The sequence below is a fragment of the Allosphingosinicella sp. genome, from assembly GCF_046295735.1.
Taxonomy (GTDB): domain Bacteria; phylum Pseudomonadota; class Alphaproteobacteria; order Sphingomonadales; family Sphingomonadaceae; genus Allosphingosinicella.
The window spans coordinates 132,520-147,510 of record NZ_JBKBMQ010000003.1 but is presented as its reverse complement, the minus strand read 5'-3'; the positions used below and the strand labels follow the sequence as shown (position 1 = coordinate 147,510).

Annotated in this window: 16 protein-coding genes and 2 tRNA genes; 14 read left to right on the top strand and 4 right to left on the bottom strand. The window is 70.1% G+C overall.

Going from position 1 to position 14,991, the window contains the following annotated elements; translation table 11 throughout:
* Positions 1-47 precede the first annotated feature (47 nt).
* Positions 48-2,027, top strand: coding sequence for a sulfatase-like hydrolase/transferase (locus ACK4K7_RS04555; protein ID WP_431864039.1), 1,980 nt, complete (start codon positions 48-50; stop codon positions 2,025-2,027).
* A gap of 45 nt (positions 2,028-2,072) precedes the next feature.
* On the opposite strand, the gene ACK4K7_RS04550 is transcribed toward ACK4K7_RS04555, so the two are convergent.
* Complete coding sequence (locus tag ACK4K7_RS04550; RefSeq protein ID WP_431864038.1) at positions 2,073-2,297, bottom strand: hypothetical protein; 225 nt, start codon at positions 2,295-2,297, stop codon at positions 2,073-2,075.
* Positions 2,298-2,414: 117 nt separating this feature from the next.
* Between ACK4K7_RS04550 and dapB the strand changes: the two genes are divergently transcribed.
* The 7 genes from dapB to ACK4K7_RS04515 all read left to right on the top strand — a co-directional run bounded on the left by dapB (position 2,415) and on the right by ACK4K7_RS04515 (position 7,211).
* Positions 2,415-3,143 (top strand): 4-hydroxy-tetrahydrodipicolinate reductase, encoded by a 729-nt coding sequence (gene dapB / locus ACK4K7_RS04545; protein WP_431864037.1) that lies wholly within the window; start codon positions 2,415-2,417, stop codon positions 3,141-3,143.
* Positions 3,140-3,835 carry an endonuclease III gene (nth, locus tag ACK4K7_RS04540; RefSeq protein ID WP_431864036.1) on the top strand — a complete coding sequence of 232 codons (696 nt, stop codon included), beginning with the start codon at positions 3,140-3,142 and terminating at the stop codon, positions 3,833-3,835. Before dapB ends, nth begins: the two co-directional genes overlap by 4 nt.
* Positions 3,832-4,233: a hypothetical protein gene (locus tag ACK4K7_RS04535; RefSeq protein WP_431864035.1), complete on the top strand. Its 402-nt coding sequence runs from the start codon at positions 3,832-3,834 to the stop codon at positions 4,231-4,233. Before nth ends, ACK4K7_RS04535 begins: the two co-directional genes overlap by 4 nt.
* 57 nt (positions 4,234-4,290) lie before the next feature.
* A tRNA-Arg gene (locus ACK4K7_RS04530) sits at positions 4,291-4,367 on the top strand.
* Between the two features lie 362 nt (positions 4,368-4,729).
* Positions 4,730-5,041: a PadR family transcriptional regulator gene (locus ACK4K7_RS04525; RefSeq protein WP_431864034.1), complete on the top strand. Its 312-nt coding sequence runs from the start codon at positions 4,730-4,732 to the stop codon at positions 5,039-5,041.
* The gene (locus ACK4K7_RS04520) at positions 5,038-6,219 is read left to right on the top strand and encodes an FtsW/RodA/SpoVE family cell cycle protein (RefSeq protein WP_431864033.1); all 1,182 of its coding nucleotides are present in this window, start codon (positions 5,038-5,040) and stop codon (positions 6,217-6,219) included. Before ACK4K7_RS04525 ends, ACK4K7_RS04520 begins: the two co-directional genes overlap by 4 nt.
* A gap of 68 nt (positions 6,220-6,287) precedes the next feature.
* The gene (locus tag ACK4K7_RS04515; RefSeq protein WP_431864032.1) at positions 6,288-7,211 is read left to right on the top strand and encodes an alpha/beta hydrolase-fold protein; all 924 of its coding nucleotides are present in this window, start codon (positions 6,288-6,290) and stop codon (positions 7,209-7,211) included.
* 177 nt (positions 7,212-7,388) lie between these two features.
* On the opposite strand, the gene ACK4K7_RS04510 is transcribed toward ACK4K7_RS04515, so the two are convergent.
* Positions 7,389-7,464 (bottom strand) — tRNA-Ala (locus ACK4K7_RS04510).
* Between the two features lie 251 nt (positions 7,465-7,715).
* On the opposite strand from ACK4K7_RS04510, the gene ACK4K7_RS04505 reads away from it, so the two are divergent.
* The 3 genes from ACK4K7_RS04505 to ACK4K7_RS04495 all read left to right on the top strand — a co-directional run bounded on the left by ACK4K7_RS04505 (position 7,716) and on the right by ACK4K7_RS04495 (position 11,502).
* Positions 7,716-8,915 carry a DUF2171 domain-containing protein gene (locus ACK4K7_RS04505; RefSeq protein ID WP_431864031.1) on the top strand — a complete coding sequence of 400 codons (1,200 nt, stop codon included), beginning with the start codon at positions 7,716-7,718 and terminating at the stop codon, positions 8,913-8,915.
* A gap of 111 nt (positions 8,916-9,026) precedes the next feature.
* Entirely contained in the window at positions 9,027-10,019 is a 993-nt protein-coding gene (locus ACK4K7_RS04500; protein WP_431864030.1) for an NADP-dependent oxidoreductase, read from the top strand.
* Positions 10,020-10,218: 199 nt separating this feature from the next.
* Positions 10,219-11,502, top strand: coding sequence for a M48 family metallopeptidase (locus ACK4K7_RS04495; protein WP_431864029.1), 1,284 nt, complete (start codon positions 10,219-10,221; stop codon positions 11,500-11,502).
* Here the strand turns inward: ACK4K7_RS04495 and ACK4K7_RS04490 are convergent.
* Both ACK4K7_RS04490 and ACK4K7_RS04485 read right to left on the bottom strand, forming a co-directional pair.
* A complete protein-coding gene (locus ACK4K7_RS04490) occupies positions 11,418-12,323 on the bottom strand; it encodes a DMT family transporter (protein ID WP_431864028.1) in 906 nt (301 codons plus the stop codon). The two genes, ACK4K7_RS04495 and ACK4K7_RS04490, sit on opposite strands and share 85 nt — an antisense overlap.
* A complete protein-coding gene (locus ACK4K7_RS04485; RefSeq protein ID WP_431864027.1) occupies positions 12,320-13,324 on the bottom strand; it encodes a threonine aldolase family protein in 1,005 nt (334 codons plus the stop codon). The genes ACK4K7_RS04490 and ACK4K7_RS04485 overlap by 4 nt, the downstream gene beginning before the upstream one ends.
* A 177-nt stretch (positions 13,325-13,501) precedes the next feature.
* Between ACK4K7_RS04485 and ACK4K7_RS04480 the strand changes: the two genes are divergently transcribed.
* From ACK4K7_RS04480 to ACK4K7_RS04470, 3 genes are all read left to right on the top strand, one after another.
* Positions 13,502-13,939: a PilZ domain-containing protein gene (locus ACK4K7_RS04480; RefSeq protein WP_431864026.1), complete on the top strand. Its 438-nt coding sequence runs from the start codon at positions 13,502-13,504 to the stop codon at positions 13,937-13,939.
* A gap of 7 nt (positions 13,940-13,946) precedes the next feature.
* On the top strand, positions 13,947-14,348 hold the full coding sequence (locus ACK4K7_RS04475) for a PilZ domain-containing protein (RefSeq protein WP_431864025.1): 402 nt from the start codon (positions 13,947-13,949) through the stop codon (positions 14,346-14,348).
* A gap of 264 nt (positions 14,349-14,612) precedes the next feature.
* Positions 14,613-14,975: a teicoplanin resistance protein VanZ gene (locus ACK4K7_RS04470; RefSeq protein WP_431864024.1), complete on the top strand. Its 363-nt coding sequence runs from the start codon at positions 14,613-14,615 to the stop codon at positions 14,973-14,975.
* The last annotated feature ends 16 nt before the right edge of the window (positions 14,976-14,991 follow it).

Here is a 14,991-nt window from a genome sequence, read left to right as displayed (position 1 = left end):
GCGCGGCCGCAAACCCGTCCTTAAGCAATCGCTTCTAGGAAGGGCGGATGGAACCCGCCGCCGCCTTGCCCCTGCCGCCGGCGACCGCGCCGCGCGCGCGGCGGCGACACCTGTCCGCGGCCGCGCTCACCGTGCCGGCGGTCGCCTTCCTCCTCCTTCTCGTCGAGCTGGCGCTGGCCGAACGCAAGTTCGCGATCTTCGGCGGCGGCTTCGGCCAGCCGCGCGCGCTCGACACGCCGCTCGAGATCGGCGCCTTCCTGGCGGCGCTCGTCTTCTGCCAGCTCCTCCTCTTCCAGGCGCTGTTCCTGCTGCTGCGCCGCCTGCACGGCCGGCGCGGCGACAACCTGATCTTCCTCTACAATTTCGCCTGGATCGCCGGTTTCGGCGGCTTTGCCGTGCTGATCGCCAAATATCAGGCGCTGAGCTATTTCAGCGACGCGATGAGCTTCCAGATCGTCCGCAACCTGGGAGGCGGAAGCCTGTTCCAGGCGGCGCTCTACGTGATGAGCGAGGCGGGGCTGCTGCTGATGGTGACCGCGGGCGCGGCCGGCTTCTACCTTGCCGGGCTGATGCTTCTGCGCCGCCGCTGGCCGGGCCGGACCGTGGCCGCGCCGCCGCTGGGCTGGCGCTCGCTCGCGGCGGCCTGTCTCCTCCTTCCCTTCCTGCTGTTCGCGGCGATGCGGGTGGAGGACAGCCGCGCCGCGCTGCCGCGCTTCAACGCGCCCTGGCTGTTCACCGCCATTCTCCACCAGGCGACCGACGTCGACCGCGACGGCTGGAGTTGGTTCTCGCACCCGATCGACGCCCATCCCTTCGATCCGGCGCGCTACCCTTATGCGCTCGACATGAGCGCGCCGGCGCCCGCCGACGCCGCGGCGCTGCCGTCGCCGGTGCTGACGGGCGCGAAGCCGCACGTCATCCTGATCGTGCTCGAAAGCGCGCGCGGCGACCTGATCGGCAAGCGCGTCAACGGCCGTCCCGTGGCGCCGGTGATCGAGGCGATCGCCCACGCCGGCAGCAGCGCGCCCGAAGCCTACAGCCATGTCGGCTTCACCACCCATTCGCTGCAGAGCCTGTTCAGCGGCATGCTGGCGCCGGCCGACGACAGCCAGTCGCTGTTCCGGGACTTCGCGGCGAACGGCTACCGCGTCGGCGTCCTTTCCGCCCAGCCCGAGGATTTCGGCGACACGGCCCGGATCAGCGGCATGCGCCGCTTCGCCTCCGTCTATGTCGACGCCGCCGATCTCAAGCATGAGCGCGCCTTCGGCTTCACCGCGCTCGCCTCGCTGGCGGTGGAAGGCAAGGTGCTCCTGCGCGAATTCGACCGGCATTGGGGATCGGCCGAGGCTTGGAGCCGGCCGAACTTCCTCTACATGAACCTCCAGTCCGCGCACTTCCCATACCATATGGACGGCATGGACCTAATCCTCACCGACGCGCCGGTCGCGCGGCGGGAGATCAAACCCGCCAATCGCGAGCAGGTGGAACGCACCTATTGGAACGCGCTCGCCAACAACGACCGGCTGGTGGCGGCGCTCATCGAGCGGCTGAAGCGGCTCGGCGTGCTCGACGACACCTTGCTCGTCATCACCTCGGACCATGGCGAATCGCTGTTCGAGGACGGATTCCTGGGCCACGGCCACATGCTGAACCGGGTGCAGACCCACATTCCGTTCATCCTGAGCCGCCCGGGCATCGACCTTCCCCGCCCGATCGGCCTGTCCGACATGCGCGGCATCATCCTTTCGGCCGCGGGTGCGCCGCCGGCGACGCCCCGGGGGCCGCGGCGGGTGTTCCAATATCTGGGGACGCTGGAGCGACCCGGCGCGATCGGCTTCGTCGAGCCGGGCGGCGCCTGGACGATCCTCAACCTCGGCGAGGACGAGGTCTGGACCAGCGCCAAGGGGGCCTGGGTGCGCCGCTCCGAACTGGGGCGGGCCGAAGCGGACAGGATCGCCGCGCTCGAATCGGAATGGAACCGGGAGCGCCGGCTCCGCATCGCGCGGGCGGAGCTCGCCGCCCGCTGATGTGCGGCCCCGGCGCGGTTCGCGCCGAGGCCGCCCTCGCAAAGCTTAGTTGCCGGTGCCGCCGCCGCCGCCGCCGCCGGCACCGCCGCCGTCGATGTTCACGTCGGCATTGATGTCGGTCACGCCGTCGGCGCCGCCGCCGAACAGATTGCCGCCGAACAGCAGGAACAGAACGACGATCACCGCGATCAGCAGCACCACGGCGATCACCGCGCCGCCGCCGCCGCCGCCGTCGGTGTGGACCACGGTTTCCTTCTCGCGCTCAGCCATCTCGATACTCCGTTTGGGTTCGTTATGGCTTCGTAACGCCCGGACCGCGCCGCTGTTCCGGAGCCGGTCCGGTCTTGCCGGTTGCGGAGCGCCGCGGCCTCGCCCATGAAGCGGCGGATGACGAGGATCGGATTGCTGGGCGCGGGCGGCCGGATGGGCCGCGCCATCGCCGCCATCATCGCCCCGCCCGCCGCGCTCGCCGGCGGCGTCGGACGGGACGGCGACCCGCGCGCGCTGGCGGAGCGCTGCGACGTGCTGGTGGATTTCTCCGCGCCCGGCGCGCTCCGGGCGCATCTCGACGCGGCGGTCGCGGCCGGCCGGCCAATCCTGGTGGGCACCACCGGCCTCGGCGCGGATCACGGCCGCATGATCGACGCGGCGGCGGAGCGGGTCGCGGTGCTGCAGGCGGCCAACACCTCGCTCGGCGTCAATCTCCTCGCGCATCTGGTGCGCGAGGCGGCGGCGCGGCTGGGCGAGGATTGGGATATCGAGATCGCCGAGATGCACCACCGCCACAAGGCGGACGCGCCGTCCGGCACGGCGCTGCTGCTCGGCGGCGCGGCGGCCGAGGGGCGGGGCGTCGACCTGGCGCGGGTCAGCGATCGCGGGCGCGACGGCCTCACCGGCCCGCGCACGGCGGGCCATATCGGCTTCGCGGCGCTGCGCGGCGGATCGGTGGCGGGCGACCACCAGGTCGTGTTCGCGGGCGAGGGCGAGCGGATCGAGCTCGGCCACCGCGCCGAGAGCCGCGAAATCTTCGCCCGCGGCGCGGTGCGCGCGGCGCTGTGGCTCGCGAACAAGCCCGCCGGCCGCTACGCGATGGCGGACATGCTGGGGCTGGGATGAGGAAGGCCGACGTCGCCGAATTCTACCGGCGGCTGGCGGACCGCACGCCGCGGCCGGAGACCGAGCTCGAATATGTGAACGACTATACCCTGCTGGTCGCCGTGGTGCTCTCCGCCCAGGCGACCGACGCGGGCGTCAACCGCGCCACCCGCGACCTGTTCGCCCAGGTGACCACGCCGGAGCAGATGGTCGCGCTCGGCGAGGAGGGGCTCAAGCGGCACATCAAGACGATCGGCCTGTTCAACACCAAGGCGAAGAACGTGATCGCTCTGTCCGAGGCGCTGGTGGCGCGGCACGGCGGCAAGGTGCCCGCCGACCGCGACGCGCTGGAGGCGCTGCCCGGCGTCGGGCGCAAGACCGCCAACGTCGTCATGAACACCGCCTTCGGCGCCGAGACCTTCGCGGTCGACACCCACATCTTCCGCGTCTCGAACCGCACCGGGCTGGCGCCCGGCAAGAACGTGCTGGAGGTGGAGCGCAAACTCGACAAGGCGACGCCGCCGCCGTGGCGGCTGGGCGCGCACCACTGGCTGATCCTGCACGGCCGCTACGTCTGCAAGGCGCGGAAGCCCGAATGCTGGCGCTGCGTCGTGGCGGACCTGTGCCGCTACAAGCCCAAGACGCCGCCGCCCGGCAGCGAAGCGGGCGGCCGGGCGTTGTCCCCGCGTCGAACCGGAAAGGCCAGGACATGACACGCCGCTCCCTTCCCGCCGCCGCCTTCCTGATCGCACCGGCGCTTGCCGGCTGCGCGATGGACGGCGGCCTCACCGCCCGCCAGCAGGCGGACGCCCGCGCGCTCGCCGAGGCGCGGCCGACCGGCGCGCCGGTCGGCTGCGTGCCGCTCGCCCAGATCCGCCGCACCGAGGTGCGGGACGATCGCACCATCGACTTCTTCCTGCAGGGCGGGCGGGTGCTGCGCAGCACGCTGCCGGGCAGCTGCGCCGGGCTCGGCTTCGAACGCAGCTTCAGCTACCGCACCACGCTCGACCGGCTGTGCTCGGCCGATCTCATCCGCGTCAACCATCCCCAGGGTCCGGGCGCGACCTGCGCGCTCGGCCCCTTCCAGCCGGTCGACCTGCCCGGCGGCTGACGCACAAAGCGCTGGAACCCGCCCGCCGCCTTTGCTAAGCGCCCACATCCCGGCCACGCACCCGTAGCTCAGCTGGATAGAGCGCTGCCCTCCGAAGGCAGAGGTCACAGGTTCGAATCCTGTCGGGTGCGCCATTCACCGCCTTCGACGCCGCCAAAGCGGCGCTTTGCGCCCGGTTTTTACGCTTATCGCTTGCAAACAGCACTGAATCTGCACGTCGGCGCTGCAATCGCGCCCGACAAAGCCGCGGATTTGCGTCGAAGTTCACGACTTGCACGTGTTGAGCGGCCAAAAGAGTGAACTTCGCCCGGCGCGCGCGGCCGAAACAGCGCGGCGGAGCGGCTGGTGGCCTGACGATGTCAAAGAGCGCTTCCCGCCGAGCCTCGCAGGCGAATTCCTACATTGCAAGGGGAGGAGGTCAGGTCGCCTGGCGGCGTCCGCGGCACCTCCGGATGAGCAGATTGACACATAAGTCTACCTATGTAGAGTAATCTTCATGAAGCGGCCACGAGCACTCTCGCCCCACGCACAGAAGGTCCTTTCCCTGCTGCTGGAGGCCGGCGGCCGCTGGTCGCATGGCTATGAACTGGCGCAGGGTGCCGCCATCAAGTCCGGCACGCTCTACCCCCTCCTCATCCGTCTGGCGGAGCAGGGATATCTCAAGGCCGAGTGGCAGCCGCCGACCGAAGCCGGGCGCCCGCCCCGCCATGCCTATCGGCTGACGGCGGCTGGAGCGGCGCTCGCCAGGAGCATCGGCCCGGCGCGCCCGTCGGGTCGCGGGCTCCTGCCGGAAGGCGGTCCGCGGTGAGCCGGGGGCTGCGCCGCGGGGCCGCCGATCTTGTCTGCAGGCTTCTGCTGGCGAGCCTGCCAACCCACCTGCGCCCCTGGGGCGACGCCGTTCGGCAGGAGGTGACGCACATTCCGGACCAGACGGAAGCTCTTCTCTACGCGTTGGGCAGTCTTGCCGGCCTGCTCCCGCGCGCCCTCGCCACCCATCTCAGCCATCCAATGGTCGGGCACGAGCCACGGCAAACGCTATCCAGGGAGAGCACGCACATGTCCGAGTCACGGGAGAGTGTTTTCCGGCCTCGCCGGTTTGCCGTCGCATGCGGCGCGGGCGCCGTGCTGTCGGGGCTGGCCTATCTCGGGCTTGCCGATGCTCCTTCGAGCCATCTGGCGGTCAACGCGCTGGCGCTCCTGATCGGCTTCGTCCTCATGGCGATGCTCGACCGGCTGTCGGCGCGCTCTGGCGCTTGGCGTCCCGCTGTCATCGTCGCCGCTGCCGCCGCGATCCTCTTCACCGCTGTGCTCGGCCAACCGGTGGAGGGTGCGTCGCGCTGGGCACGGGTCGCAGGCTTGTCCATCCAGCCGAGCCTTATCCTCGTGCCGCTTCTGGTTCTGGCGTTCGCACGGGCGAAGGACTGGCTGTCCACTGCGGGGGTTCTCGTCGTGGCCCTCGCGCTCGCGCTGCAGCCCGATCGAGGCATGGCCGGAGCCCTTGCGGCCGGCATGATCGCGATCGCCCTGCTGCGCCCCGACCGGACCGCCGTGATGGCCGCGCTCGGTGCTGCGGCCGGCTTCGCCGCAACCCTTTTCAGGCCCGACCGGCTGCCGGCCGTGCCTCATGTCGACCAGATCCTCTACACTGCCTTCGGGACCGGGACCGGGGCGGGCATGGCAATGCTGGGAGGAGCCTTTCTCCTAATCCTGCCCGCGATCATGGGACTGGCGCGGGACCGCGACGGCCGGATCCTCTACGCCGCACATGGTGCGGTCTGGTCCGCGATCGTCCTGGCCGCGGCATTGGGCAATTATCCCACCCCGGTGGTGGGCTATGGAGGAAGTGCCATCCTTGGCTACTTCCTCGCGTTGGCGGCCCTGCCCAAGACCGCCGCGGGCCGCAGGGAAGGTCGCTCCAGCATCAGCGATGTGGAGGCGAAACCGCCGGGCCGACCGACACTGCGCGCGGCCCCTTCATCCGCCTGAACGTCAGGCAAGATTCTTCCGTCGGTCGCGTGCCGGTGTCCCATTTCTCTCATATTCGCGAGGCCGACATGGCGTTCCTGAAACGTGCGCGCAATCGATGGCTGCTGGCCGCGGTCCTTGTGTTCGTCCTTTTCTATCTCGCCTGGGGCGAAGCGACGCGGACGCGCGGAGCCCAGAAAGTCGCGTTCGATCCCGCGGAGCATGCATGCGCTTCCGCCGGCCCGCTGCGATACTGCGTCTCCCGTGCCCGCGGCGGCACCAGCGAAGACATTTTATACCACCTGCCGGGCCGAAACCTCGACGAGCGGATCTGGAACGACGACACCTACTACACCGCCATGCTGCAGAGCGAATGGCAGCGCATGGGCGTGCTCCCGCCGACCGTGGTGACGGTGTCCTACGGCCCGACCTGGCTGCTCGCGCCCCAAGGCAGGAAACCGGACAGCGGCCTGCTCGAGGACTTCCTGTCGCGTTTGCCCGAGATCGAAGCGCAAACAGGGCAGCCGCGGCGCCGGATGCTGCTGGGAGAATCGATGGGCGGACTGAATGTCCTGATCGCCGGCCTCTCGGCTCCGGAGCGGTTTACGAAAGTGGCCGCCCTCTGCCCCGGCGTATATGCGGTGTCGCCGTTCGCCTCCTTTTCTTCGATGAGGGAGGGGCTGGTGCGCACGGGGGCCAATCCCAAAGTGGCGTTCGCGATCTGGACGATGGCGCGCCGCTACTTCGCCGACGATGAAGAGTGGCAACGCGCTTCGCCGCTTGCTCTGATCGAGCGGGTCGGCGCGAACGCCCCCGACCTCTATCTGTCCAACGGCCTCTACGACCGCTTCGGAAATTTCGAAGGAACCCTGCGGCTGGCGGAAAGGGCCGCCGCCCGGGGCCTGCCGGTCGAGTGGTATCCGCTCTATGGCGGCCACTGCGGCATCGACATCGTCTCTCTCGCCCGCTTCCTGACCTCGGAACCCCACCAGGCTGCCGATCCGACGGATTGAAGGCGCCGCTTGCGGCGGGGAAGAGCGATCGCACCGAAGCCGAGTTGTTGCTGATCCTCGTACGGCTCGAAAGCCGGGTCAGCCGGCCTGCCAGGATCATCTTCCGAGACTGTTGGCGGTGTCTGGGTGACGCCTGCTTACGCGGCACCATTTGTGAAAACAGTTAAAGCTGAGGAATGGTGGAGCCGAGGGGAATCGAACCCCTGACCTCTGCAGTGCGATTGCAGCGCTCTCCCATCTGAGCTACGGCCCCGTCGCGGCTGGGATCTTCCGCCGTGGCGGGCCCGCGAAGGCGCTCCCAATAGCCGCGCGCGGCGCGGGATGCAATGCGCCAAATGACGGACGGCCGGGCCGCGCGCGCCGCCCGCCGCCCCGCTTTGCCGCCGCCGCGCCACGCATTGCCTTTCCGCCCCGGAACGACCCGCCCCCGCCCTTCGTTTTTACCCCCGCCAAGACGACGCGGGACCTGCCGCGCGCCCGGAGATCAGCAGAAGGAGAGAAGGTATGGCTTACGACAATCGCCACGGCGGCGGCCGCTACGGCCGCGACGGCGGATACCGCGAACGCGGCAGCTGGGACCGCGACCGGGATTATGGCCGCGACGACGACGATCGCGGCTTCTTCGAGCGCGCCGGCGACGAGGTCCGCTCCTGGTTCGGCGACGACGATGCCGAGCGGCGGCGCGAGCGCGACTATCGCCGCCATGGCGAGGAGCGCGGCGAATGGTTCGGCGGCCGCGACGACGGCGACCACCGCCGCGATTACGGCCGGGCCGAGCGCTGGAGCGGCGACGACAGCAGCTTCGGCGGCGGCTGGGGCAACCAGACCCCGCGCCGCTATCGCGACGACGCGCCGCGCGGCGAGCGGAGCGGGCGCGGCGACCGGTGGGACCAGGATTATAGCGACCGCAACCGCTATGGACGCGGCTCGAGCGAAGGCTTCGGCGGCGGCGGCGGCTTCTTCTCCGGGTCGGACGGCGGTTATGGCGGGCCGGGCCATGACGGCAGCTTCGTCGGACCGCGCTTCGACCGCGCCGATGCCGGCCATACCGGGACCCACGGCGTCCATCCGGTCGCGTCCGCGTCGGGCGGGGCCTATGGCGGCGGCTACGGCGCGTCGGCGGGCGGCTTCGGCAGCTCCGCGCGCAGCTATGCGGCGCTCGGCCGGCAGCAGGGCGACGACCGGGGCGGCCGGCGTCAAAGCGGCGGCAGCGGCGGCAGCGGCGGCAGCGGCGGCGAATTCGATCCGCATTACAGCCAGTGGCGCAACCGCCAGATCGACGAGATCGACCGCGACTATGAGGAATATCGCCGCGAGCATCAGTCGCGCTTCGACCAGGAATTCGCCACCTGGCGCCAGCGGCGCGGCGAGCAGCGCAAGTCGATGAACAAGGTGCGCGAGCATATGGAGGTGATCGGATCGGACGGCGCCCATATCGGCACCGTCGACAAGGTCCGCGGCGAGCGCATCATCCTCACCCGCAACGACGAGAATGCCGGCGGCATCCACCATTCGATCCCGTGCGGATGGATCGACAGCGTGGACGACAAGGTGCGCGTCAACAAGACCGCCGAAGAGGCGATGAACGCCTGGCGGGACGAGGAGCGCAGCCGCGCCTTGTTCGAGCGCGAGGACCAGGGAAGCCCGGGGCCGCACATGCTGAACCGCAGCTTCTCCGGCACCTATAGCGACCGCGACGACTGAGCCGCCGCGCGCGCGACCAGAGGCCCGGCCGGCGCCCACACGCGCCGGCCGGGCTTTTTTTGGGCGCGCGGCGGAGCTAGGTTGCGGATTGCAACCAACGGGAGAGATCGAATGGCCGGCAACCGCGCGTGGATCCTGAAATCGCGGCCCGAAGGGCTGCCCGACATGTCCAATTTCGAGCTTCGCGACATCGGCGCCGAGCCGCTGGAAGACGGCTGGATCCGGGTCGAGAACAAGTGGCTGTCGGTCGATCCCTATATGCGCGGCCGCATGAACGACGTGAAGAGCTACGTCCCGCCCTTCGCGCTCGGCGAGCCGATGCAGGGCGGCGCGGTCGGCAAGGTGGTCGAGAGCCGCTCGCCGCATTTCGAGGTCGGCGAGACCGTCTTCCACATGCTCGGATGGCGCGAGAGCGCGGCCGGCCCGGCGTCGGCGTTCAACAAGCTGCCGCAGATGCCCGTCGAGGACCATCAATGGCTCGGCAATCTCGGCCTCACCGGCGCGACCGCCTATTTCGGCCTGCTGCGCGTCGCCGAGGCGAAGGAAGGCGACATCGTGTTCGTGTCGGCCGCGGCCGGCGCGGTCGGATCGGCGGTGGTGCAGATCGCCAAGGCCAAGGGCATGACCGTGATCGGATCGGCCGGCGGCGCCGACAAATGCGCCTGGGTGCGCGAACTCGGCGCGGACGCGGCGATCGATTACAAGGACGGGCCGGTGGTGAAGTCGCTGCTCGCCGCCGCGCCGAAGGGGATCGACGTCTATTTCGACAATGTCGGCGGCGACCATCTCGACGCCGCCTTCGCCGCCGCGCGCCAGAACGCCCGCTTCGCGATCTGCGGCATGATCGAAAACTACAATGCCGGCCCGCCGCCCGCCTTCCGCTACATCATGCGGGTGATCGCGGCGCGGATCATGATGAAGGGCTTCATCTACACCGATTATATGGCGGAGATGGGCGACTTCTACCGCGACATGGGCGGCTGGGTCGCGAGCGGCGCCGTCACGGGGCGCGAGACGATCCACGAGGGCATCGAAACCGCGCCCGACGCCTTCCTGGGCCTCTTCAAGGGCGAGAATATGGGGAAGATGCTGGTGCGGCTGTAGGCGGAGGCGAGGCACGGCTCTTCCTTCCCCCCTCCCTAGCCACAGGGAGGGGTTAGGGTTGGGTCGGCCTCCGCCTGCGGGGCTTTTCCGGATACCCACCCACCCCCGGCCCCTCCCTGTTCCCAGGGAGGGGAGCGTTGCCGCTTGCACCCGAGCGCCGCTCGGTTAGGCTCCGGGGCGGGGAACAGGGAGGGGCGCGATGATCGATCTGGTGGCGGCGGCGGCGCAGGCGGCGGGGAGCTTCGATCCGGAAGCGGCGACGCGGGCCTGGCTCGACACGCTTCAGGGGCCGGCGCGGGCGCGGTCCGACGCCTATTTCGAAGGCGGCTACTGGCTGCTGCTGTGGAACGCGCTGGTCGGCATCGGGCTCGGCCTCGCGCTGCTGCATTTCGGCTGGTCGGCGGCGTGGCGGAGCTGGGCGGAGCGGGTGACCGGGCGGCGCTGGCTGCAGCCGGCGCTCTATGCCGTTCCCTATGTGATCGTCGCCGCCATCGCCCTCCTGCCCTGGTCGATCTACGCCGGCTGGTACCGCGAGCGGCAATATGGGCTGATGAACCTCACGCTGCCGCAATGGCTGGGCGAGCAGGCGATCGGCCTTGCCGTGCAGATCGTGGTGCTGGCGCTGCTGCTGACGGTGGTGTTCGCCGTGATCCGCCGGGCGCCGCGCGGCTGGTGGCTGTGGGGATCGGGCACGGTGATCGCCTTCATGGCGCTGATGATGGTGGTGAGCCCGGTCTTCCTGTCGCCTTTGTTCAACGACTACCGGCCGATGGAGGAAGGGCCGCTGCGCGACTCCATCCTCGAAATGGCGCGCGCCCACGACGTGCCGGCCGACAATATCTACGTGTTCGACCAGTCGAAGCAGCACAACCGCATCTCGGCCAACGTGTCGGGCCTGGGACCCACCATCCGCATCTCGCTCAACGACAATCTGCTGGCGCGCGGCACGCCGGAGGAAGTGCGGGCGGTGATGGGCCATGAGCTCGGCCATTATGTGCTGAACCACGGGCTGGTGCTGCTCGGCGCGATGGCGTTGATCCTGCTCGCCGGCTTCTGGCTGCTGTGGCGGCTGACGCCGCTGATCCTCGCCCGCTACGGCGCGCGCTGGGGCGTGCGCGGGGTGGACGATCCGGCGGTGCTGCCGCTGTTCGCGATCATCCTCACCCTGTTCATGCTGGCGATGACGCCCGTCACCAACAGCCTGGTGCGGACGGTGGAAAGTCAGGCGGACGCCTTCGGCCTCGACGCCGCGCGCGAGCCGGACGGGTTCGCCTCGGTCGCGATGAAGCTCTCCGAATATCGCAAGATCGAGCCGCTGCCGCTGGAGGAGGTGCTGTTCTTCGACCATCCGTCCGGCGCCACCCGGGTGCGGATGGCGATGGACTGGAAGGCGCGCGATCAGGCCGCGCGGGAGCGCAGCGCGATGACCAGCCCCGCCAGCGCCAGCAGCCCGCCCGCCGCCGCCAGCGCCGACCAGCGATAGTTTTCGAACAGGGTCGACAGCGCCATGGCGATGATCGGCACCAGCACGGAGGAATAGGCCGCCTTGGCCGGCCCGACCGCGCGGATGATCCGGAAATAATAGCTGAAGGCGAGCGCGGAGGCGAACAGGCCGAGATAGACAAGGCCCGCCCAATAGCCGATCCGCGCCTCGAACACCGGCGGGCCGTGCGTGCCCCAGGCGACCAGCGCGTTGAACAGCACGCCGTAGCTCATCGCCCAGGCGAGGATGGAGGCGATCGGCCGGCTGCGCAGCTCGCGCGCCAACTGCATGACGTTGGCCGCCGAGGCGGCGAGCACGCCGAGCACGGTGAGGCCGATGCCCGCCAGCACCGCGCCCGGGGCGACCTCGCTGATCCGCATTTCCTGCACGAACAGCAAGGCGACGCCGGCCAGCGCCACCGCCGATCCGACCGCGAAATTGAGGGTGATCCGTTGCCGGAAGAACAGCCAGGCGAGCGCCGAATTGGGGACGAGCAGCAGCGCGAACACCACCGCGACCAGGCCGGAGGTGATGTAATGTTCGGCCGCGTAGACGAAGTTGAAATTGAGCACGAACTGCGGAATGCCGAGCGTCGCCGCCATGGCGTGGCCGCGCGCGCCGAGGCGCAGCGACGCGCCGCTCCACCAGGCGGTGGCGAACATCGCCGCGCCGGCGATGACGAAACGGTAGGTGACCGACCAGGGCGCCGGCACCTCGCCCAATTGGTCCTTGATCACGATCCAGGTCGATCCCCAGATCAGGGTGATCAGGATGAAGGGGAGGAGGATCCGCGGGTCGCGAAAGCCGGTGGCCGCGCTCACAGCGCCGCGATCGCCGCGGCCAGCCGGTCGACCGCCGCCCCGTCGCTGTCCCAGCTGGTCACCAGCCGCGCCTCGCCCGGCCCCCAGTCGTAAAAGTCGAAGCCCTGCGCGCGCAGCGCCGCCGCTTCGCCGGGAGAGACGCGCACGAACACCTCGTTCGCCTCGACCGGGAGGACGAGCCGGTCCGCGCCGGCCGCCGCCGCCAGCCGCGCCGCCGCGTCGTTCGCGGCGCGGGCGTTGCGCAGCCACACGTCGCCGTCCAGCATGGCGAGGATCTGGGCGGCCATGTAGCGCCCCTTGGACAGGAGATGGCCCGCGCGCTTGCGGCGATAGAGCGTGGCGGCGGCGAGCTCGGTCCGGAAGAAGACCAGGGCCTCGGCCGACATGCCGCCATTCTTGACGAAGCCGAAGGACAAGGCGTCCACGCCCGCCTTCCAGGTGAGGTCGGCGGGATGGCAGCCGATCCGCGCCGCGGCATTGGCGAAGCGCGCGCCGTCGACATGGAAGCCGAGCCCCTTCGCCTTGCACAATTCGCCGAGCGCCGCCGTCTCCTCGGGCGTGTAGACGAGGCCATATTCGGTCGCGTTGGTGATCGACAAAGCCGCCGGCTGGACCTGGTGCACGTCGTCGCGGACGGTAGCGAGCAGCGCCGTCACCGCCTCCGGCGTCAGCTTCGCGCCCGGCCCCTCGGCCAGCAGCAGCTTGGCGCCATGGGTGTAGAATTCGGGCGCGCCGCATTCGTCGTTCTGGATATGGGCGTCGCGGTGGCAGACGATCGCGCCGTGCGGCGGGCAGAGCGCGGCCAGCGCCAGGCTGTTCGCCGCCGTGCCGGTCGCCACCCACAGGGCCGCGACCTCGGTCCCGAACAGTTCGGAAAAAGCCTCCGACAGCCGTCGGCTCAGCCGGTCGCCGTCATAAGCGGTGTCGAGCCCGTCCGCCGTGGCGATCGCGGCCATCGCCTCCGGGCAGACGGCGGCGGCATTGTCCGAGAAAAAGCGCATGCCGGCCCCATAAGCCCGCTTGCCGCCCCGTCAATCGGCGATTGCGGCGCCCGCGGACGGAGGCGCGGGAACCGGCCGCCGGACGTCCTCGGGGGCGGCTTTTCGCAAGCTGGTCTTAACCTTGTTTTAGGGGGCGCGCGGCTAGGGTCGGGCGAGCTTTGATCAGGGAAGGCATAGATGGGCGTCGAAAATATCGTTCGGGTCTCGGGTGACGGCAAGCGGCAGGCCAAGCGCGCGCGCGTGCTGCTCGCCGCCAAGCTCAAGACTCCGTTCGGGGAAGTCGACGCGCGCCTGCGCGACCTGTCGCGCAAGGGCGCGCTGGTGGAATGCACCAAGGTGCCCCCGGTCGGCAGCGAGGTCGTGTTCATGCGCGGTTCGACCGTCGTGCCGGCCCGAGTCGCCTGGTCCGACGGCAGCGGGCGAGTCGGCCTCGAATTCCTCTACATGATCGACGAGAACGAGGTGCTGGTCCAGCTGAAGAAGACCGGCGCGGGCGGTGCGCAGCAGCGCTTCCGCCGCCCCGGCCTCAACGAGGATCTGAGCGCCAAGGACCTGGAGCGCGCCGCCGCCTGGGGCGTCACCGTCGGCATCAACCTGCCGGACAGCGACGGGTAGGCGCGCGATGGACGCGTTCGCCAGCCCCTGGGACGCGGGCGAGGCCCCGGGCTGCGCCGGCTTCTCCGCGGAACTGTCGACCTGCCGGCCCGGCCACGGCGCCGCCGCGGCGCCTCAGCGGTCGGCGCGCAAATCGGCGCGCGTGCCGGTGGAGCTCGGCGCGGCGCTGCGCCAGCGCGGCGCCACGGGGGTCTCCGTCCAGATCATGGACCTTTCCACCGACGGTTTTCGCGCGGCCACCCATCTGGAACTGTCGCAGGGCACCGACGTGTGGCTGCGGCTGCCCAAGCTCGAGCCGTTCCACGCCAAGGTGGTCTGGGCCGAGGGCCTCTATATCGGCTGCGCCTTCGAGCGGCCGCTCCATCCCGCCGTGCTCGACATGGTGGTGCGGGGGAGCCGGCGCGACTGAGGGGGCCGGCCCCTTCTTCACTCCCTGCATTCGGGGGCGGCGTCGATGCCCCGCCCCGTTCGCGATCGTCCGTCACCCTCACCCAACCCTCTCCCGGGGGGAGAGGGCTTTTGCGTCGTGCGGCCTTTTGCCCCCTCTCCCCCCGGGAGAGGGCTGGGGTGAGGGTGACCGGCGTAAGCGGAGATGCTTCGGCCTTTTCGCGACCCTCCCCCTGGAAGAGGGCTTCTTGTTGTGGATGTCGAGCTCACGCCCTAAGTCGCCGCGATGCCGATCCATCTGTGGCGGGTCCTGTTCTGGACCGCCTTCACCGCCGCCTTCGCGCTCGCGCTGCATCCCGCGCCGCCGCCGGTCTTTCCGCCGACGTCGGACAAGATCCAGCATTTCGCGGCCTTTGCCGGGCTGACGATGCTCGCGCTCCTCGCTTATCCGAAGACGCCGCTGTGGCGGATCGGGGTCGGGCTGGCGGCGGCGGGGGCGGCGATCGAGTTCGCGCAGCTCATCCCCGGGCTGAACCGGCACGGCGATTTCGCCGACTGGATCGCCGACATTGCCGGCATCCTCATCGTGCTTATCCCGGCCGGGCTGCTGCGCCGGCGGCGCCGATTCCGCGAATCGCCGAAGCTGTGATAGGGGGGTCGAGTCG